Annotated in this window: 17 protein-coding genes; 13 read left to right on the top strand and 4 right to left on the bottom strand. The window is 34.5% G+C overall.

The window, feature by feature from the left end; translation table 11 throughout:
* Window positions 1–3 precede the first annotated feature (3 nt).
* Both EHC72_RS02955 and EHC72_RS02950 read left to right on the top strand, forming a co-directional pair.
* The gene (locus EHC72_RS02955; RefSeq protein WP_131535994.1) at window positions 4–2,139 is read left to right on the top strand and encodes a glycoside hydrolase family 97 protein; all 2,136 of its coding nucleotides are present in this window, start codon (window positions 4–6) and stop codon (window positions 2,137–2,139) included.
* A 6-nt stretch (window positions 2,140–2,145) separates the two neighbouring features.
* Window positions 2,146–2,622 carry an acyl-CoA thioesterase gene (locus EHC72_RS02950; RefSeq protein ID WP_131535993.1) on the top strand — a complete coding sequence of 159 codons (477 nt, stop codon included), beginning with the start codon at window positions 2,146–2,148 and terminating at the stop codon, window positions 2,620–2,622.
* A 142-nt stretch (window positions 2,623–2,764) separates the two neighbouring features.
* Here EHC72_RS02950 and EHC72_RS02945 read toward each other — a convergent pair whose 3' ends face one another.
* The 4 genes from EHC72_RS02945 to EHC72_RS02930 all read right to left on the bottom strand — a co-directional run bounded on the left by EHC72_RS02945 (window position 2,765) and on the right by EHC72_RS02930 (window position 6,509).
* Window positions 2,765–3,469, bottom strand: coding sequence for a hypothetical protein (locus tag EHC72_RS02945; protein WP_131535992.1), 705 nt, complete (start codon window positions 3,467–3,469; stop codon window positions 2,765–2,767).
* 64 nt (window positions 3,470–3,533) lie between these two features.
* Window positions 3,534–4,691 carry a hypothetical protein gene (locus EHC72_RS02940; RefSeq protein ID WP_131535991.1) on the bottom strand — a complete coding sequence of 386 codons (1,158 nt, stop codon included), beginning with the start codon at window positions 4,689–4,691 and terminating at the stop codon, window positions 3,534–3,536.
* A gap of 2 nt (window positions 4,692–4,693) precedes the next feature.
* Window positions 4,694–5,578, bottom strand: coding sequence for a TssN family type VI secretion system protein (locus EHC72_RS02935; protein WP_131535990.1), 885 nt, complete (start codon window positions 5,576–5,578; stop codon window positions 4,694–4,696).
* A 13-nt stretch (window positions 5,579–5,591) separates the two neighbouring features.
* On the bottom strand, window positions 5,592–6,509 hold the full coding sequence (locus EHC72_RS02930; protein ID WP_131535989.1) for a hypothetical protein: 918 nt from the start codon (window positions 6,507–6,509) through the stop codon (window positions 5,592–5,594).
* A 390-nt stretch (window positions 6,510–6,899) separates the two neighbouring features.
* On the opposite strand from EHC72_RS02930, the gene EHC72_RS02925 reads away from it, so the two are divergent.
* The 11 genes from EHC72_RS02925 to EHC72_RS02875 all read left to right on the top strand — a co-directional run bounded on the left by EHC72_RS02925 (window position 6,900) and on the right by EHC72_RS02875 (window position 20,301).
* Window positions 6,900–9,413 carry an ATP-dependent Clp protease ATP-binding subunit gene (locus tag EHC72_RS02925; protein WP_131535988.1) on the top strand — a complete coding sequence of 838 codons (2,514 nt, stop codon included), beginning with the start codon at window positions 6,900–6,902 and terminating at the stop codon, window positions 9,411–9,413.
* Window positions 9,414–9,440: 27 nt separating this feature from the next.
* Window positions 9,441–10,028, top strand: coding sequence for a hypothetical protein (locus EHC72_RS02920; RefSeq protein ID WP_211660268.1), 588 nt, complete (start codon window positions 9,441–9,443; stop codon window positions 10,026–10,028).
* A 33-nt stretch (window positions 10,029–10,061) separates the two neighbouring features.
* Entirely contained in the window at window positions 10,062–11,420 is a 1,359-nt protein-coding gene (locus tag EHC72_RS02915) for a DUF5458 family protein (RefSeq protein ID WP_131535987.1), read from the top strand.
* Between the two features lie 73 nt (window positions 11,421–11,493).
* The gene (locus tag EHC72_RS02910) at window positions 11,494–12,186 is read left to right on the top strand and encodes a hypothetical protein (RefSeq protein WP_131535986.1); all 693 of its coding nucleotides are present in this window, start codon (window positions 11,494–11,496) and stop codon (window positions 12,184–12,186) included.
* Window positions 12,186–12,689, top strand: a complete 504-nt coding sequence (gene tssO / locus EHC72_RS02905; RefSeq protein WP_131535985.1) for a type VI secretion system TssO — start codon at window positions 12,186–12,188, stop codon at window positions 12,687–12,689. The genes EHC72_RS02910 and tssO (EHC72_RS02905) overlap by 1 nt, the downstream gene beginning before the upstream one ends.
* 6 nt (window positions 12,690–12,695) lie before the next feature.
* The gene (gene tssO, locus EHC72_RS02900; RefSeq protein ID WP_131535984.1) at window positions 12,696–13,223 is read left to right on the top strand and encodes a type VI secretion system TssO; all 528 of its coding nucleotides are present in this window, start codon (window positions 12,696–12,698) and stop codon (window positions 13,221–13,223) included.
* 4 nt (window positions 13,224–13,227) lie between these two features.
* On the top strand, window positions 13,228–14,073 hold the full coding sequence (locus EHC72_RS02895; RefSeq protein ID WP_131535983.1) for a hypothetical protein: 846 nt from the start codon (window positions 13,228–13,230) through the stop codon (window positions 14,071–14,073).
* Between the two features lie 3 nt (window positions 14,074–14,076).
* The gene (locus EHC72_RS02890) at window positions 14,077–15,138 is read left to right on the top strand and encodes a DUF2931 family protein (RefSeq protein WP_131535982.1); all 1,062 of its coding nucleotides are present in this window, start codon (window positions 14,077–14,079) and stop codon (window positions 15,136–15,138) included.
* Window positions 15,139–15,174: 36 nt separating this feature from the next.
* Complete coding sequence (locus EHC72_RS02885) at window positions 15,175–17,307, top strand: phospholipase effector Tle1 domain-containing protein (protein ID WP_131535981.1); 2,133 nt, start codon at window positions 15,175–15,177, stop codon at window positions 17,305–17,307.
* Window positions 17,308–17,380: 73 nt separating this feature from the next.
* Window positions 17,381–18,373, top strand: a complete 993-nt coding sequence (locus EHC72_RS02880; RefSeq protein ID WP_246029363.1) for a DUF2931 family protein — start codon at window positions 17,381–17,383, stop codon at window positions 18,371–18,373.
* A gap of 41 nt (window positions 18,374–18,414) precedes the next feature.
* Window positions 18,415–20,301: a phage baseplate assembly protein V gene (locus tag EHC72_RS02875; protein ID WP_131535979.1), complete on the top strand. Its 1,887-nt coding sequence runs from the start codon at window positions 18,415–18,417 to the stop codon at window positions 20,299–20,301.
* The last annotated feature ends 2 nt before the right edge of the window (window positions 20,302–20,303 follow it).

Genomic DNA, 20,303 nt, shown 5'->3' with positions numbered 1-20,303 from the left:
ACAGTGAATAAAAATCTAAATCAAAAAACGATTAACCTCTCTAAATTTTTAACCTTAATTTGTTTTTGCCTTTTTGCTTCAACAGTTTTTGCGCAAGAACTAAAATCGCCAGATGCGAACTTAGTTGCAAATTTTTCATTGGCAGATGGTGGCGTGCCAACTTATAGTTTAAAATATAAAGGTAAAGATGTAATTAAAACCAGTAAGCTTGGTTTAGAACTTAAGGACGGCAAATCTTTAATGAATGGTTTTACAATCACTGATAGCAAAACGAGTACTTTTAATGAAACCTGGAAACCAGTTTGGGGTGAGGTAAAGGAAATTGTAAATCATTATAATGAACTTGCCGTAACTTTAACTCAGGCAGAAACCAAACGTTACATCATTATTCGCTTACGTTTATTTAACGATGGTTTAGGTTTTAGGTATGAATTTCCAGAGCAAAAAAACCTTGATTATTTTGTGATTAAAGAAGAAAAAACTCAATTTGCTTTGGCAGGAGATCATAAAGCATTTTGGTTGCCTGGAGATTATGATACACAGGAATATAGTACTGTAACATCAAATTTATCAGAAGTTCGTGGTAAAATGAAGGCCGCAGTTACTCCTAATGCATCACAAACTACTTTTTCGCCTACTGGTTTGCAAACACCTTTGATGATGAAGAGCAAGGATGGTTTGTATATCAATATCCATGAGGCCGCATTAATTAACTATTCTTTAATGTCATTAAATCTGGACGATAAAAACATGATCTTGGAATCGTGGTTAACGCCTGATGCTGTAGGTGATAAAGGTTATATGCAAGCACCTTGTTTATCGCCATGGAGAACAATTATTGTTAGCGATAAAGCAGGTGATATTTTAACCTCGAAACTGACGTATAACTTAAATGAACCTACAAAATTTAAAGACGTATCTTGGATTAAACCAATAAAATATGTTGGTGTATGGTGGGAAATGATTACCGGAAAAAGTACTTGGGCTTATAATGATTTAACTAGTGTTCAGCTAGGGGTTACCGATTATTCGAAAACTAAGCCTAATGGAAAACATGCGGCAAATACTGCTCATGTAAAGGAGTATATTGATTTCGCTGCAAAAAATGGTTTAGATGCAGTTTTAGTTGAAGGCTGGAACGAAGGCTGGGAAGATTGGTTTGGCAAAACTAAGGATTATGTGTTTGATTTTGTAACGCCATATCCTGATTTTGACGTGCAAGAACTTCACCGTTATGCAGCAAGTAAAGGCATAAAAATGATTATGCACCATGAAACTTCTTCTTCGGTTCGTAATTACGAAAGACATTTAGATACTGTTTACAAGTTTATGAAAGCTAATGGTTACGATGCGGTTAAAAGCGGTTATGTAGGTAATATGATTCCGCGTGGCGAACACCATTACGGCCAATGGTTAAATAATCACTATCTATATGCAGTTCAAAAAGCGGCAGAATATAAAATTATGGTTAATGCGCACGAAGCTGTAAGGCCAACTGGTTTAGCTCGTACTTATCCTAATTTAATTGGCAACGAATCTGCTAGAGGTACAGAGTATGAGGCATTTGGTGGTAACAATGCCGATCATACAACCATTTTGCCGTTTACCCGTTTAATAGGTGGCCCGATGGATTACACACCAGGTATATTTGAAACTAATATTAGCGCTTATAATCCTGAAAATAAATCTTTTGTACATAGCACCCTCGCTCGTCAGCTGGCGTTGTATGTAACCATGTATAGCCCTTTGCAAATGGCTGCAGATTTACCTGAAACATACAATAAGTATATGGACGCTTTCCAATTTATAAAAGATGTAGCTGTTGATTGGGATGATACCAAAGTTTTAGAGGCTGAGCCTGGAGATTATATCACCTTCGCTCGTAAAGCAAAAGGTAAAAATAATTGGTTTGTTGGTCGTACCAATGATGAAATTGCCCGAACTTCTAATATTGATTTCAGCTTTTTAGATCCTGGTAAAAAATATACCGCTACCATTTATGCAGATGCTAAAGATGCAAACTATGAAACCAATCCTAAGGCATATACAATTCGTAAAATGGAGGTAACCAATAAAACGAAGTTAACTCAATATTGTGCACCAGGTGGCGGGTATGCGATCAGTATAATGGCTAAATAAATAAAAATGTCCAGAACTAAAAATCATATAGAACTTCAGTTTCTAAGCGAGCCATCAGATGTTAATTATGGTGGTAAAGTGCATGGAGGAATGATGATGAAGTGGATCGATCAGGCTGCATTCGCCTGTGCGCTCCAATGGAGTCAGTCTTATTGTGTTACCGTTTATGTAGGTGGCATTCGCTTTTTTCATCCAGTTCATATTGGTCACCTTGTTAAAATGGAAGCCAGAATTATTTATACAGGTAAAACCAGTATGCATATTGCTGTAGATGCTTTTTCAAAACCTGTTGGACAAGCAGATTTTGTTAAAAACACACACTGCATTATTGTTTTTGTGGCCGTTGATGATAATGGGCAACCTAAATCAATTCCTGCCTTTAAACCTAAAACGGAAAAGGAAATCGCAATGCACCGTTATGCTATTAAACTAATGGACTTGCGTAAAGATATTGATGAGGAAATGAAGCCTTATATTGTTTAAATATTGTTAGAAAAGTAAAACCCGGTTGAATTATTTTAACCGGGTTTCTTATTTATGACTTATAAACTAGGTTTCGACTTACTTCGGCTCCATTAGATCAGTTTTTTAAAGAAAATAATTTAGAGAAATTGCCTTATGATACTTATAATTTAATGCGAGTTCGTTTTTTCTTTATTTCTTGTTTATCGATTGATTCTTGTGGTGAGTCATTTTTATCAAACATTATTTTCATTTTCTCCTGAGATGGCTTGTTCGGTTCTAAACCAACATCCTGTCTACCAAATTCATGTAATAAAGCCATTTCTTTTAAAATAGTTTTATTGTAACCTTTTTCGAGGATACACCTGATGTGAATAGCCCTTATACGCCCAAAACCGAAAAATCTGAAAGGCACTTTTTGGATTGGGAATTTCTGTGGATCACGGGCAGCCTTATACTCTATTGACGTTTTTAAATCATCCATATAAGTTATAATTCGAACTTGTTGTTTATGAAATGAATTAAAATCGCCCCAAATTCCATTGTTTATGCCACCAGCTGTAGTATGAAATAATCTTGATATTAGGCTTTTAAGTTGATGATTTGTTCTGCCTGGTTTATAGTTGGTGAAGAATATAATTGTACTCGCACTTTTTATCGCAGTAACCAGCTGTTTTAAATCTGTTTCAAGGGTTTCGAAAGTGTGCTTTTCAGGAAATGGGGTGGCCGAGAAAACCATGTTATTGGTAAAAAATAATTCGCTCAAATTACCGCTTTCAGATACACCATTATCATAAGCTTTTGCAAAGTGGTCGATCTGAAAATCTCCAGGTTCAAAAGTATTAATCACTACAACTTTATTGTACATAAATGAATGGGTTAAGCAACTCTTAATGTAAATATTAAAAATTGCTTTGCAAAAGCATTTCTTCTTAATCTAAAATACTCCAACCCTTTTTTTCTTTAACTACATGTGTAAGTACTTCTTGTTTTACAACGATATTTTCTTTGTGCTGACCAATAAACTCAAGCATATTTAATTTTTGCCAAATTAAAACAACATTGTTCAACATAACTTGAATTTCGTATAAATAGTTGCCAGCTTTATAATGATTGTAATTAATTTCAATAATTCCCGACAGGTTATTTTGAAAATTAATTGGTGTAACATCACTCCATTCAAAAAAATAATTTAATAATTCTTCTTTTTCGTTTTCGGGCAGAATATTAATTGCGGTATATAAATAGTTTGAAAAAATAGAAATTGCATTAATTAAAAATACGGGTGCCTGCTGTTTGCCAATATTTCTGAAGTAAAAATAGTTTTGAGTACAAAAACTTAGAACCGTTTCACACATCAATTTTACGTTTTGCGCAACTTTTGATTGCTGGTTTTTGAACAATATTTTCTGAATAATCTGTAATGACATATTTTGCATCTCGTTAAAACATCTTCCTATAGAAATGTATTCACTAATCAATTTTGCATCACTACTAATACTTGTGCAAGGCGCAATAAAATCTTCATCCTTTAAATAACTTTCTCCTTGTTTTATTATTCTGCCGATAACTAAAATATAGCCCCCAAGTTGATCTACATTTACATTTTTTGCGTTAACAAGCTGAATTTCATATTTAGGTTGTGTTTGAGGTTGTCTGATTGGAACTTCTTCAGGGTCAGGGCTTCCGATAGGGATTTGCTCAAATGGATTAACAGTTATAAGAACATAAAACTCCTCTTTTGTACCATCAAGCAAATCGGTTTTAATGTTAGGGAAATCTGATAAAGAATGAACGCTTGTAATATCATTTAAAATGGAAATTCGAACGCCGCCCGGTGTAATGGCTTGTAAACGAGATATATGAATTTGTACTTGATTGGTTGTAGTTTTAGTAACCGTAAATTTGCTTAAAGCAGCCTCACCACCTTCCAAAGATGGCAATAAACCATAATTATAATTATTTAATTGCACCGAAGCCATATCTCTAATGGTATCCGTATAATAATTTTCGTTGTTAATAAAGTGAGATTTATTAACCTTCATGCCGTCTGCCCAGTTTACAGCAAGATATTTTTGAGGTATAATCATATTTAGATTTTGAGATTTTTGATGTTTTCTACGCTATTTTGTATAACTCTTTTGGTGATAATGGTTACCTGCTCTTTAATGTTATTTTGAAGGATATTTAGTTTAGGATTCATTAACCTTCTCCGGTGAAAAAATGACTTTTTATAATAGAAAATCCAACTGTAAGGTTCATTAGCATCATTAATATATTCTATGTTTTGATGTGGGAATTTCGAATTATAATCTTCTATAAATTTTTTAAACCAAACTCCAAATGGTATCTCAGCAGGAGCCTTTGCTTTTACTCTTGATCGATCTCTATCATTTAACTCTCTACTAAATTCCAACTCTATAACCATTAATTTATTAAAATCTAAACCCTCAAAACTAATTTCTCCCGTACCAATCGGATAGGTCCATACATCATAAATCTCATATGGAATATCAATAAAGGCTATATAAGTCCAATAAAATAACAATGGAATACAGAAGGTAAGCATACTTGTTGCAGCCATGTAACCATTGCTTATTTCACTAAATAAATTAAAGAGTGTAGCAAATAGAAAAGCACCGAGCAACATACTTACAGTCATCACTAAAATTTGAAATAACGCTTTGTATTCCTTTACCTGATCGTGGAAGAAGATGGGATACCATTTTACAAAACCCACACCAGCAACTAAATACAAACACTGTGCTATCAAATAATAAATTGGTACAAATCGATTTCCTGTAAACCCTAAAAAGCCTGGTATACATAAAATTAACGACGATACTAAAATGAAAACAATGAGCTGGATATTGTTAACCAGTTCATTTTTCTTTTTAACAAGCACCAAGCATGATGCGATTATAATTGCAATTAGAGGAAGCAATAAATACTGTAAAAAAATAGTTTTAATAATCATAATTCAAGCGTCGCTATAAATAAAATGTATAATCTAAAATGCAACTTTCAGAATTTGATTCAGAAAGGATAGAATCTGAGCTTTTTTCGGTTACGATTTTAATTTGTGTAAATATGTTTGCAGGGATAAATTGTTCTGATAATATGTTTACTAAATCTATAAAATCTGAACCAGGCAAAACCGAGATAGCTGATTTTTCTGGAATAGGACCAATTTGTACTTTCCAATCTGCAACCCCATCATATTGGAAACCGGAAAGATTTGATTCTATTCCTAAACGGCAACCACCAATTTCAAAGGATTCTTTTTGTATACCTATTTTCTTTAGCTCAATCACGGAAAATATTTCAACAGTATAGCCTAAAATGAAGGATAATGCTTTTTCGGTCCAATCTTTATCACCTCTAACCTTGTGTAAAATAGATAATATATAAATGTATGCTAATGCCGTAGCTTTTGATAGTTTCTTTAAAATTGGCCAGCCCTGCTGGAATAAATGCAATAGATTATCATAATTTTCCTTTTTATCAAACATTAATTCGATTAAAAGTGCTTGCATTTCTATATAAGATGCCTCTTGTTCAAATGGTTGAAGGAATTTTCGTGCCTCATCCTCTCTTTTTCTTTGTAAGCGTATTTCATTAATAATATCTTCTTCAGTTTTATCAAAACCACCTAAAGTACTGGGATGAAATACATGTTCGGGCACGGCCTCATAAATGCTTTGCCTATAAATTTCAATTATGGTGTATTGATTTAAATCAAATAATCCTTGAGCACTGTAAACTCTGTTTATATCTTTAGTATGCCCCCTGGCATCTAATCCTAACCGCTTAAATATAATTTTACTGAAATCGGTTGTTTCGGTTAATAATGATACCGCCAGTACCTCAGCCTTAACATCCGTTTCAATTTTATCAATTATATTCATGTTATACTAAAAAAACTTACAATATTTAATTTGAAATAATTACTTGTAATTATACAAACTATTTTACATGTTGTAATTTTATTTTGAAAAAAAATATAGTTTTATCAAAAATTAATTTATAGTTTTAGCATATGTTTCAGTCCTACCTTAAGGATTTAAAATATAATTACTTGAAGCTTACCGAATATTTTTCTTCCTGTTTTTTTGAAAATCCCATTAGTTAAACAAAAGAGTTTAATTGCCCCTATTGATTATTTATTCCCGTTGTACTTGCCGAAAATGAATTAAGAAATTTATTTTTTTTGGATAGTTTTTGCTCATGCTTTTTACAACAATGTTTAATTAAAACTCGTTTATAATGGGTTTTGAAGGTTTTATACTGAAGATTAAATGAAGAATACAATATTTAATTCAACGCTCCAATTCAACGAAACCTTGCTCTCTTGCTTAGAGATTGCCAAAGGTTTTGCTAAAGAAAACTACAACAGTGAGTATGGCCCCGCTCATTTATTAAGGGCATTACTTCACAAAGAATCTGGATTAACAGACTTTTTAGAATTGCTGGGGAAAGATATACATTATATGATTGACTGGGCAGAAGTTAGGATTGAAGATTATCCGAAGGTAAGCATGTTACCTGAAGATATCAATCCTAACGATGCCATTTATAGCGTAATGAATACGTCGGATGATGTAAGATTAAAATTAGGAATTAATAGTATTAATACTACTTGTGTTTTAGCTGCTTTAATTAAACCGAATATTGGATTTACAACTGCACAACTAAAGTCATTTCCTTTAAGAGAAAATGAATTGTATGATTTATATGAACCTGAAAATAGTTTACAATCATCGTTTGAAAACCAAAATGAACTTAGGTTAACCGAAAATGGGATAAATCTCTCGCAACACAATGATATTCTTAAAAAATACTGTATTGATAAAACCGCTTTGGCTCGCGAAAATAGGTTAGATCCAATTGTAGGCAGGGAAAGTGAAACCAGGCAAATAATTGAAATACTTGGTAGACGGAATAAACCCAACGTAATTATTGCAGGTGAGCCTGGCGTTGGTAAAACGGCTTTAGTTGATGGTTTTGCTCAAGCGATTATTAACAAAGAAGTGCCGAAGCATTTGCATGAAGCTTCACTTCTTGAGCTTGATTTTGGTGCTTTAATGGCTGGTGCAAGTTATAAGGGTGAAGTAGAAGATCGCTTGAAGAAGATAATTTCTGCTTTAAAACAACAGCATAAAGCCATCTTATTTATTGATGAAATGCATGTTTTTCTGGATGAAAAAGGATCAATAGGATCCGGTGCCGGAAACTTACTTAAACCAGAATTGGCGAGGGGCGAAATAACGGTAATTGGAGCTACAACTCTTGAAGAATATCGCAAAATTATTGAACCCGAACAAGCTTTTAATAGACGTTTTGAACTATTAAAGGTAAATGAGCCTAACATTCAAACAGCTATAAAGATGCTCGATTTACTAGTGCCGAAGTATGAAGATCATCACCAGTTAAAAGTTGATTATCAGGTAACTGCTGAGTGCGTAAGGTTAGCTAAGCGGTATATTAAGGATAAAAGATTGCCTGATGCTGCTCTTGATTTACTTGATAGAACTATGGCGGCAGTTAGGATGATGAATGAATCTTCTGAAAGAGATATTGAAAAGTTAGAGATTGAATTAGAAAGCATTATTGTTGATGAAACACTTGAGGAGGAGAATAAAATACACGCATTAAAGTGGTTTAGTAGCCAATTACCAAATCAATTAAGTCCGATATTATTTGAACAATTAAATAATGAAGTTGAGGCAGATAAGCTTTCAACTGTGGATGAATTAACTATTTATCTCCGAAAAATATTGATTGCGCTAACAGGATTGGCAGTCGTAAAAAGAGAAATCATAGGAAAGGCGGAGATATCGGCTATTGTAGCGGCAAAAACGGGAATCCCAATTGGTAAAATCCAAAGTCAGGAAAAGGAAAAATTACTGAATATGGAATCTCATTTAAAGCGAAGGATGGTAGGACAAGAGTATGCTTTAAAAGTTGTAGCGGATGCTATTATTGAAAGTAGAAGTGGGATAAATAAACAAGGACAACCAATTGGTTCATTCTTTTTATTGGGACCAACGGGAACAGGAAAAACCGAACTAGCAAAATCAATCGCCGAGCTTTTATTTAATGATGAAAAAGCAATGATTCGTTTCGATATGTCTGAGTTTAAAGAAGAACATTCTGCAGCGCTTTTTTATGGAGCACCTCCTGGCTACGTGGGTTATGAAGAGGGGGGGATGCTAGTAAATAAAATTAGGCAGCAACCCTATTCTGTTGTGTTATTTGATGAGATAGAAAAAGCACATCAATCTGTATTTGATATTTTTCTTCAAATAATGGATGAAGGACATATTCATGATAAACTGGGTAAAGAAGGTGATTTTAGCAATGCATTAATCCTTTTCACTTCAAATATTGGTAGCGAATTTATTGCAGAAAAATTTGCCGGAGGCGAACTTCCTAAACCAAATGTATTGCTGGATTTAGTTACAAACTATTTTCGACCAGAGTTTTTAGCCAGATTAACAGAGATAGTTCCATTTAGCCCGATTACTGAAGAAATGGCTGTTCAGATTTTCGACATTCAGATGAAAGCCTTATACGATGCCCTGGCGAAATTAAGCATTAGCCTAACCATAACTGATGCAGCCAAACAGGTGTTGGCACTTAATGGCTTTAATTCAAAATATGGAGCCAGACAAATTAGTGGCGTAATAAGGAAAGAGATTCGAAGGCCAATTTCGAAAATGATAGTGGCTGAGGAAATATTAAAAAATAGCCATATCCAGTTAGGAGTTGATGAAGCAGGGGATATTAAATGGGAGATTATTAAAGCCTAGCCACATCATTTATTAATCAATGAATTAATGGATTTTTTTAAAAAGATAAAAAATAAAATTAAACAGCTTTTGCCTTCCGAAAAGAAAGTGAATGAAACAACTATAACCAGTAAACCAGTTAACAAATTTTCTAATCCTGAAATAAACTTAAAATCAAACACTATGTCAAACTACAGCTATGGAATTGGCGGCAACGAGGTAACAGTAGATGCCAATGAAGCTATTCAGCAAATTCAGCACAACAAAACGCTCTTAGTTTCGAAACTAACAGCGGAAGATCCAATCCAGCCAGAAGCAATTTCAGGTTTGAAAACAATTGAAGATGTTTTCAGGCATTTTAACCCTTCAGTTGAGGTTGAAATGGAATCGCTGGATGGCGTAACCACAAAAGAAAATGTTTCATTTAAAAATCTAGGCGATTTTTCTCCAATTAACATTACTCGTCAAAGCAGCTATTTGCGGAATCAGAGTTTAAAAGAGCAGCAGTACAACAAAATTAATAAGCAATTGAAGGTAAATAAGGTGCTTAAATCGATGTTGGAAAACGAAGATACAAAAGGAGCCGTAATTGATGCCTTAAAACAATTGGCACAAGAGCTTGAAAATAATAGATAATCCATTTACAATTCACGTAACTCAAAATAAGATATGGCACAATCGCAAAAAGTTTCTACTGCAAGTCAGGGCAACAGTTATGCAGAAAAACTAGCAGAACCACTATTAAAATTAGCAAAAGCAGGTGGCTTTAGCTTCTTAGAAGGCACCATTGATGGAATAGCAAACTTAAATCCAGATAGAAAAGCTCGAAAACAAATATTTTTAACCGATACAGAAAAGAAAAAAGAAAGAGAAGATCTTCACAAAACTATAAATATGTGGGTTGAGCTACTTGAAAATAGTAATACAGTTTCTGAAATGGCTGATACTTGTAAACAAAAAGCTGATTTAGCCGGCAAAGAACTGAAGAAAAATCTGAAGGATACACTTTCAATAACACGAGAATTAGAGACTTCTTACCGTACTGTAGCGCAGTTTTATAAAAATACCGAAGTTGATAAGGTAAATAACGTAACCATTTTAAATGCAAACGAAGATCAACTTAAAGATTTAGATAACCCACTATTTATTGATTATGTTTCTGCAACATTAAAGCAAAATTTCGACCGACTAGATCTTCGCGAAAACTATTCTTTATTAGTTGTTCCAGGGTACTTGGGGTCTAATAAAGTTGTTGAAAAATGGTCTAAAATAGCCTACGAAAACAAGGCGATGTTGGTTACTGATTTTGCCAATTTAGATAAGCCAGATGATGTGGTTGAAATGTTCAATTCTGCAAATTTAACTGGAGGAGAGGCGTTTAGAAGCAATACAATCATGACTTGCAATTATTTGATCGGAAGGGGGAAAGCCGATGAGGTTGATGAAGCAGAAGATATTATGGTACCAGGATCGGCCTCGTTAGCAGGCAAAATGTATACCACCCTTATGAGTCAGGTAACGGCAGGTAAAAAACATGGCGCCATTAATGAAATAGATGCGGTTCGTTTTGACCTTAAAAAATCTGAAATATCCCATCTAGAAAAAATTGGGCTTGTTCCAATGGTTAATGAATATGGAAAAGTTATGGCATTTTCAGCTAAAACCTTATTCAATGGTGATAATATCGGATTGCAGACATATTCAGTTGTACGCGTATTCGATTATATCACCAAAGTATTATTCGATTTTTTAAATCGTAGAGTATTCGAAAACTGGACATCAAAAACCGAGGCAGATTTAAGAGGTCAAATTGTTCGTTATCTGGATAGTATCAAAGGGCCTGATGGTGGGCTTATTGAAAAATTTAAAATTGTTCGTTTTGAGCAGGACCCGATTCAAAAAGATAGAATTTGGCTTGATCTTCATATCACACCATATTTTCCAGCAAAAAGTTTTGTAATCAAATTAGATGGCCATAAAGGCGATGATGAATCGGCTGAATGGAACACAGAATATGCACAAGGGTAATAAAATTTAAACTAGCCGATTGGAGTAAAAGCTCCTTTCGGTTAATTTATTTGTACGAATTCAGCGAATGGGGATGCATAATTTGATAATACGGGTTAAAAGGCTTTATAGTTTAAAACTAAATTTTGGTATAAAAAGAAGGGAACTTTTTTTATCGGCAACAAGTATTTTCTTAAATATTTTATTGCTTACTTCTTGTAATAATCATAAAGAAAACATTCCGAAAAAGAGTACTGCTGACTTATTCGACACGCTGCAAAATAGTACAAATGTTTTTCTGGGGAAACGGAAAAATCGACTGGCATTAAATATTAGTGAAATTTATGATGCCAGTGATGTTGTCATCACCTGTGTGCCTCTTAAACTGGATAGTGTGCTAAATAAATATAAAAAGCCTGTCTTTTATCTGGCTGGCATAAGGGTAATTAAGGTATTAAAAGGAAAGCAAAAACCTTATGATATCCTCTATTTTGTGAGTAACGTAAAACCTCAATTTAAAGTAAAGGATACATCAGCCGTTTATTTAAATCACTTAAAAAACAAAAAGTTACTCGCCTATAATTTTAAATGGCAATGGACTTTCAATGCACCATACCTAAATCAATACGATGAATTAGGAATGCCAAAAGATATAAAGAGAAAGCATTTACGGAAAAACAGAAGAATAATAAGGTATCTAGAAGAAGTAGACCCGCTCCGGATTAGTATCGATTTGGATTCTAGCAAATTGAGTGTAATCAGAAATTTTACCATCACAAATAAATAATGAAAGCAAAAAATGTACAAGAAATTTATAAAAAATCAACTCATTTCTGGTTGCTATTTGGTGTTTTAGTTTCCTTTTCGATTGTATCAGTATATCTATTTTTCTGGGCTGCCCAACAACAAAGAGCAGCTTTCAATAATAGAATTATGGCTTATAAAACTATCGTTAACAAACAAATTGCCTTAAATGAAAAAATAGATTCTCTATATCTGCAGATGACTTATTTGGATAGAACCCGCGTAGATAATACACTGTTTCTGGCAAAATATATTTCTGATAATAAAGAATCTATAGTGAAAACAATAGGGAACGATAGTACAGCCAACTTTACGATTTATGCCCGGTTAACTAAAAATTTGAACAAACTTTTGCTCTTGAAAGATTCTGTTGTAAGGATTTCTACTAGAGAAGAATTAATGAAAAAAGATTTGAACGATTGTATCCAGAAGAACAGAAAAATAAGTTCTGATATATCAGGAAAAACAAGACGATCATTTAATTAAATTAAAATGGAAGAAGAAATAAAGCTTAATCATACAGAAAAGAGACATTATTTTATTTATCTCGTCATCATGTTTGTTGTAATTACTGGAATTTTGATGGCACTTATTTTTAGAAAAAGTCCTAATCCTTTTTCAACTGCAAGCTATAGCGACGTATCTTTTATTAATCAGGAGCAATTCTTTTTAGAAAAACAAAAGGAAGCTGTGCCTTTGTACGATTCTGTATTAGTGAAAATTGAAGGGTTGCAAAATGTGCCAACCAACTTAGTACTCGAAATTGACATAAAGAATCAAATTAATACGCTTAATAGCTATTACGAAAATTTGTCAAACAGAGATCCCAGATTTATAGGTTTTAAACAAATGGCAGTATTTGAAAAAATGCACTTCGAAGACATGCTGGTTATGAAGAAAAAGATGGAAAATATTAAGCTTTTTCAATCTCAGCTTGACCAATGTCAGATCGGTTACAAAGATAAAGAAACCCGACTGAATCAACTTAGGACAATAGAACAAGGGATTCAACAGAACTAAATGAATGACTAAAAAACTTAATCCTCAGTTCTTTCAACATTATCAGAATTGGTGTACCTGTTTTGCAATCAAATTTACCTTTAAGATAGATGATAATGAGCAAAGTATGCAAAATCTAACGCAATTATGTTGTGTGGAAGTTAACGACGGAGTTACATATTGGGAAATCGATAAAAAGGATTTTTTTATTAATAATGATTTGATTGATAATCCATTGTATGATTTAAGTAAAAGTTGTTTAGAGCTTCTTTACCCTATTAAATTTAGCATTGATAGCTCTGGTTTTTTAATCTCCATACTTAATTATGATGAAATTAAGCAACGATGGAATGATGAATATGAACTACTGCAACAAAAATTTGGTGGATCTATTAATACCGAGTATATGGAGCAGATAAGTGAGAGCTTAAAAACACAAAGTGCACTTAGTAACATACTTACAAATGATATTTTTCTCTCTTTATTTTTCACCAATGTGAAAGGACAAGAAATAAAACTGTCATTACCTAATTACGATAATCATCAGGTTTTTTCTGGGATTTGGTTATTAAATGCTAAAAAAAATGAATTAAAAAGGCATAGCCAAATTTTTAACGGGTCGTTAAAAGTGGCTCAGGGATATTTAGATAGTTTAAGCGGACAAATAAAAGTGCATTATGATATTGATGATCAAAAATACCATATCCGAAATATAGAGGCAGCTATAAGCATAACGGAAAGCGAAAAAAAGAATACATTTTCTTTTAGTGCAAATGAAGTTTTTAATGAAGAAACAGAAATAAAGAAACAGACAATGATAAATAATATGGAGAAAAGAAAAAGTGGATGGGGTATTCTATTTAACGATTAGATCATGAAAAAACTATTTAACCTTACCCTGCTTATAGTGCTTACCAGTAGTTTATTAGCATGCAAACAAAAGAAAATGGACGAAAAATTTCAATGGGAAGGCGGTGCTTCATCACCGGCAAATTATCCGGCAGAACCTGTAACTGTAAGTTTTACAGCAGTAGATGGTACGGGCGGTGGTACACCAAGTAAACCGATTAGTGAAACAAATACATGGGGATATAATGGCATTAGTTCTGGCGGTAGTGGAGAGCCGAAGTTACTGCCTGTAAAGCTTGATATTAAATGGTTATCGTATGCTGAAGATCAGTTTTATGAGGGTAGTTTTACCTTGCCTTACGATAAAATGCTAGCACTTTTTCAAAAAGGATTTGAAGAATGGGTACAGGGAGATACCACGCGACACGATAATTACAATACCATTACTGCAGGAATGGCACCAGGAGGCACAGTAGTGGTTTGGCTGGCAGGAGGAAGTTATGAGGTAGAGGTAGCACGTTTTCAGGCTCACAAAACTAAATTCGATTTGAATAATTTTAATTACGATTTAATAGATGAGTTAAAGCTACAGGGTGCTTACAGCAAAAGAATGCTAGGTCCAGAAGGTGTAAAATATATTAAAGAACACGGTTTACCTTTAGGTTTGTGGGATACCTATCGTGAGCGTTTTAACTGGCATCCAGTTGTTCGCTTAGATCAATCTTTTAAAGCAGAACCCAATCATTTAGATTTAGTTTATAGCAATGGAGAAAGCGAAGCTTTGTTTTTGAAAAGCTTAATCGATAACCCTTTCGGAAGGAAAGCCAGACTTAAAGAAATTTATATCGATTGGGATATAACTGACCCTTCAACACATGAAAAAAAAGGTTTTTGGCTTCCGATAAAGTTTAATGAAAGCGAAATGTTAAAGGCTTATGCTGAGGTATATGGCAATGATCCCCAACAGCAAGGAGAACTAATTGTAGATATAGATAGAGCTAACCGATATTACCGCTGTTACCTGCTTACCAGAGGTAAAAAAGTGGAGTTAAAAAAAATGCAGGGTGTTATTGCAACTAACAATTAAGCTTATACCAAAAAACACGAATTTATTTAAAATAAAATGGTTACGAAAGATAATTATCTGTTATGTGCTGGTGCAGCCTGTAAGTGCACTTTTGGTAAAGCCACGGCTAAATTAAAAGTGCTCACCCAAGGCAAGCATTATATTAATGATGAGAAAGGCATTAAAAAGCTGATGGCCACCCACAAAGAAATAGGGCAGCCCTTTGAGGCTCCTTTCTTTGGTTCATGTGCTAAACTGAATAATAATCCATGTAAAGTAAACGTAACAGAGTGGAGTAATATCCATACAAAAATACAAATAGAAAACGGGGGGCATCCCTTACACGATAATAGTAAAGCGAGCTGCGCTTTTGGTGCTAAAGATTGTATTAATGTAACTTGGCATGGGCAAACTGCGGTTACCAGTCAAAAAAACTTTAACAATGCCAATAAGGGTGTATTACAATCAATTAACCCTTTAATTAATACCCATCAGTTAAAACTAAAAGCCGATGCTTTAACAGTGGCACCCAAAGGTGTAGGCCGGGTAAAATTAGGCTCTGCTAAAAAAACGCCTGTTCAACCTGTTGGTTCGGTCATAAATGTAACAATGGCTATGTTTTTTGATGGTACAGGCAATAACTTTCATAATACGGACGAACGTAAAATGCAAAGCGAAATTTATAAAGAAATACATAAAGATGACCATACCAGTAGTTATGAAAATGAGTATTCTAATGTAGCCCGTTTGTATAATAATTATAATCAGGATGAAGATAAATATGTTTTTGCACAATATATTCAGGGTATGGGCACGACCTGGCAAAAGGAAGATGATACAAAAGCTGGAGCAGGTTTAGCTAAAGGCTCCACAGGAATACCACTTCGTGTAAAACATGCCTGTCAGTTAGTTGCTGATACGTTAAGTTCTTCAAGTATTGTTAAAAAGAATAACATAAAAGAAGTAAATATATTAACAGTTGATTTATTTGGTTTCAGTAGAGGTGCTGCTGCAGCCCGGCATTTTATTCATGAAATAACCAAACCCGCCCAAAAAAGTATAGATAAAAAAGATGAGATGGGTAACAAAGCGGTTTTAAGCTTTGAAGATGAGCAAGGAAATAAAATTAAAGGAAATGAAGACATTAAACTAACTGATTTTCCCGAATACGGGTATTTGGGTGCATATTGCAGGCAAGCCAACGTAACAATAAAAACCATAGTAATTCGCTTTGCAGGTTTATACGATACGGTATCTTCTTATCATAATGCTGCATTAATCAATTCTATGCCCGATACTGGAACCGATGCACCAGAAATGTTTAAAAATGATACCGCAGAGCTGCACTTAAATGCCATTGCTAAAGCCAGAACTATTTTTCATTTTACTGCAGCCGATGAACATAGAGGGAATTTTTCATTAACCGATATCCGTAGTGCAAGAGAAACACCAGGGCAGCTAAGTCAATTATTTAATAAATCAGGTAAACTGAGCAAAAGTTTTAGCTTGCCTGGGGTGCATAGTGATGTTGGAGGATGTTATGCCGATAATTTTAGCGATTTAGTTGTATTCAATACCCAAGCAGGCACACAAATGCTTGTAAACGATACTAAAGAAGGTGTTAATAATAATAACGAAAAATTTATTAAGGCAGAGCGATTGGATTTAATTAATCAGGGTTGGTTTGCTGCCGATGAGTTAACCACACATTCTAGCAACTCTTACTTCCGGGGTTTTACGCTCGAAGGTCATCGTAAACAGTCCATATCTAATAAATATAGTTTTATACCCTGTCATTTAATGGCCGAAATAATGACAAATTTAAATATGACCAGATTTAAAAATAATCCTATTCCTATACTGAAGGTCACTGTTGAAAAAAAGTATTTAATAGAAAATATTCCTTTGCTATTAGATACAAAAAAACGCTTACATGCACAAGTCTTTAATGGAGCACCAGCATTAACCTTTAAATATTTTGCTGAAATATTAAAAAAGCATGATACAGATATGGAAGATTCAGCAAATTGGAGCGATCCATGTAAAAAGGAGATGCAGGAACAACGTGATTTACGTGAATTACGGCATAAATATTTGCATTGGAATGCTTATTACAACAGAAATTATGTAAAGGTAAATTACCCACGAATAGAGAATGGTAAACGTACACGTTTAATTTTAGCCGGCTAATATGAAAAAACTATTTAACCTCACCCTGCTTATACTTCTTACCTGTAGTTTATTAGCATGCAAACAAAAAAAAATGGACGAAAAATTTCAATGGGAAGGTGGTGCCTCATCACCAGCAAATTATCCGGCAGAACCTGTAACCGTAAGTTTTACAGCAGTAGATGGTTCGGGCGGAGGTGCACTAAGTAAACCTATAAGCCCCACCAATCATTGGGGACATAATGGCATTAGTTCAGGAGGAAGCGGAGAGCCGAAGTTGCTGCCTGTTAAACTGGATATTAAATGGTTATCTTATGCTGAAGATCAGTTTTACGAGGGTAGCTTTACCTTGCCTTATGATAAAATGCTTGCGCTTTTTCAAAAAGGATATGAATCATGGCTTGGGGGAGATAGTACACGGCATTATACTTACAGCACCATAATAGCGGGGATGGCACCAGGTGGTACGGTTTCGGTATGGCTCCGGGGGCCACAAGGTATTACGGTTGAGTTGGCCCATTTTAAAGCCCGCAAAACCAAATTCGATTTAAAGAATTTTAATTACTCTTTAGATCCAGAATTGGAAAAGCCTGGCGAGTATTCAAAATTTGCTTTGGGTGAAGAAGGCATAAAATATATTAAAGAGCATGATGTACCATTAGGTTTATGGGACACCTACCGCGAGCGTTTTAACTGGCATCCTGTTGTTCGTTTCGATCAGGAGGTAGAAGTCAATCCTCGCGAAATTACACTTGTGTACAGCAACGGAGAAGAAGAAGTCCGCTTTTTAAAAGCCATTAGCGAGAATCCATTTAAACAATGTGCCCGTTTACATGAAATTTATATCGATTGGGGCATCCTTAATGAAGAAACAAAACAGCTATCAAACTTTTGGTTACCTGTAATATTTAATGAAGATGAAATGTTAAAGGCTTATACTGAGGTTTATGGCAATGATCCTCACCAGCAAGGAGAACTAATTGTAGATATAGATAGAGCGAACCGATATTACCGCTGTTACCTGCTTACCAAGGGCAAAAAGGTTGAGTTAAAAAAAATGCAGGGCGTTATTGCGACAAACAATTGAGCTTACACAAAGGATTACGAATTTATTTTAACAAAACTTATATGGCACAACAGAATAAAATGCACTATTTAACAGAACCTCAACGCGTGGGCTGTTGGGTGTACATTGATAATAAAAAAATATCTCCTATCCTAAAAGTTAATATTAAACAACACATTGGCAAGCATAATGAGCTTACTATGCACTTTAAGCATGAGGTTATTCAGGAAGTTGGCTTATTTGTTATTGAAGATGCTCAATCCCTGCTCGGAAAGCTAACCGAGGTATCTATTTTTAATGTAAGCAATCCACAAGATAATCCACTAGAAAATAAATTTATCATTACTGAAGTAAAATTAGTGAATGATGGGCTTGCCGAGGGAATTTTAGAATTAAAAGGCTTTTCGCCAACTATTTTGCTAGATGGAGCCAAACATTTTGAAAGTTTTACTAGTCAAAACCTCTCAACTGTAGTAAGTACGCTTTGTAAACCAATGGAAATTATGCGTACATATCTTATTAATACCATAAAAGCTAATCCTGTTTTGGCGTATTCTTCAAGGTTTAACGAAACTGCATGGAATTATCTTAAACGCTTAGCTGACATTACTGGAAACTGGCTTTACTGTGATGGCAAAGGAGTGATTTTTGGTGCCGCTAAAAATGAGTCACCCATTCCACTAATTTATGGTAGCGATTGTACAAAAGTGAGTTTATCATTACTTACAGTTCCCGTACAATCAACAATAGTCGACTACGATGCCGCCAATGATAGAAAGCTGAACCAAGATGCGAAAAATTATAATGGAAATATTGGTTCAACTGCACAAGATGCTTACAAACGTTCAGGAAAGTTGTATTATGAAAAGAGTACCATACCCATTCAGATGCTATCCGCCAATGCTGAAATTCTTACTGCAAAAGCTAAATCTATCGCTGCATCCAATGTTGCTACTTCTTATTTAATGGAAGGCGAAACAACCAATTTAAGAATTGACATAGGAGCACTTGTCAATTTTGAATTTAAACGGCAAGGTGAAAGTTCTATACATCCTCAAATGCGTATTATTTATGCTGAGCATGAATTACTTATTAACGGTATGTATAGCAATAATTTTAAAGCAATACCAGCTGGAGCAGAGGTGCCGTTAAAAATGGGTTTTGAACAACCTATCACTTATCCTATGCTAGCTCTTGTTGTTAAAAATAACGATCCAGTAAATCAAGGGCGTGTGGTTGTAGAGTTTATAGGATGGAAGCATGATGAACTTATTCGATCTGAAAGACATGAAACGGATTGGATTAGGGTATTAAGCCCTGATGCTGGCAAAAGCAATTCGGTTGCGCAAAATAGAGGTTTTGTGTTTATACCCGAAGTTGGCGACCAGGTAATGGTTGATTTTGAAAATGGTAATCCAGACAGACCTTTTGTAACAGGATCGGCTTTTCATGGACAAATTGCTGCGGGTGGAAAAAGTAAAAATCACCTTAAAACCATCACTACAAGAAGTGGGGTGCAAATATCATTAAATGATGATGATAGCCAGGGAAGTATTACGGTTTCCGATCCCAGTGGAAACAGCTGGTACATGGATGGTGCAGGCAACATAACAATTAATGCTCCACAAAATATTACCATGAACGCAGGCGCCAACGTAATCATCAACGCAGCTTTAAATGTCGATGTAAATGCAGGTTTAAACATTGTTAGTTTGGCTGGTATAAATATTTCGGAAACTGCAGGGGCTATGATTACCAGTAATGCAGGAGCTGATTATGAACTAAGAGCAGCTAATATTTTGGAGGTAGCTTTGGGCGAAAGACAAACAAAGGCCAAAGATGTTAAGGAGCATGGTGGAGAAAAAAAATCTGAAACGGATGATATAATTGTCTTTAATTCTAAGAGAGATATTAATTCTAAAACCGGAGAAACCACTAAACACGGGTAAAC

Source organism: Pedobacter nototheniae, from assembly GCF_004335085.1.
Classification (GTDB): Bacteria; Bacteroidota; Bacteroidia; order Sphingobacteriales; family Sphingobacteriaceae; genus Pedobacter; species Pedobacter nototheniae.
Note: the sequence above shows the minus strand (reverse complement) of the source record. Positions and strands in the feature narration are given on the sequence as shown.

Excerpts from the sequence above, each read along its gene's own strand:
- EHC72_RS02950 (WP_131535993.1), top strand. The coding sequence starts at position 2,146 with ATGTCCAGAACTAAAAATCATATAGAACTTCAGTTTCTAAGCGAGCCA.
- EHC72_RS02915 (WP_131535987.1), top strand. The coding sequence starts at position 10,062 with ATGGCACAATCGCAAAAAGTTTCTACTGCAAGTCAGGGCAACAGTTAT.
- EHC72_RS02885 (WP_131535981.1), top strand. The coding sequence starts at position 15,175 with ATGGTTACGAAAGATAATTATCTGTTATGTGCTGGTGCAGCCTGTAAG.
- EHC72_RS02935 (WP_131535990.1), bottom strand. The coding sequence starts at position 5,578 with ATGATTATTAAAACTATTTTTTTACAGTATTTATTGCTTCCTCTAATT.
- EHC72_RS02940 (WP_131535991.1), bottom strand. The coding sequence starts at position 4,691 with ATGATTATACCTCAAAAATATCTTGCTGTAAACTGGGCAGACGGCATG.
- EHC72_RS02925 (WP_131535988.1), top strand. The coding sequence starts at position 6,900 with ATGAAGAATACAATATTTAATTCAACGCTCCAATTCAACGAAACCTTG.
- EHC72_RS02930 (WP_131535989.1), bottom strand. The coding sequence starts at position 6,509 with ATGAATATAATTGATAAAATTGAAACGGATGTTAAGGCTGAGGTACTG.
- EHC72_RS02875 (WP_131535979.1), top strand. The coding sequence starts at position 18,415 with ATGGCACAACAGAATAAAATGCACTATTTAACAGAACCTCAACGCGTG.
- tssO (WP_131535984.1), top strand. The coding sequence starts at position 12,696 with ATGGAAGAAGAAATAAAGCTTAATCATACAGAAAAGAGACATTATTTT.
- EHC72_RS02945 (WP_131535992.1), bottom strand. The coding sequence starts at position 3,469 with ATGTACAATAAAGTTGTAGTGATTAATACTTTTGAACCTGGAGATTTT.
- EHC72_RS02920 (WP_211660268.1), top strand. The coding sequence starts at position 9,441 with ATGGATTTTTTTAAAAAGATAAAAAATAAAATTAAACAGCTTTTGCCT.
- EHC72_RS02890 (WP_131535982.1), top strand. The coding sequence starts at position 14,077 with ATGAAAAAACTATTTAACCTTACCCTGCTTATAGTGCTTACCAGTAGT.
- EHC72_RS02895 (WP_131535983.1), top strand. The coding sequence starts at position 13,228 with ATGACTAAAAAACTTAATCCTCAGTTCTTTCAACATTATCAGAATTGG.
- tssO (WP_131535985.1), top strand. The coding sequence starts at position 12,186 with ATGAAAGCAAAAAATGTACAAGAAATTTATAAAAAATCAACTCATTTC.
- EHC72_RS02880 (WP_246029363.1), top strand. The coding sequence starts at position 17,381 with ATGGACGAAAAATTTCAATGGGAAGGTGGTGCCTCATCACCAGCAAAT.
- EHC72_RS02910 (WP_131535986.1), top strand. The coding sequence starts at position 11,494 with ATGCATAATTTGATAATACGGGTTAAAAGGCTTTATAGTTTAAAACTA.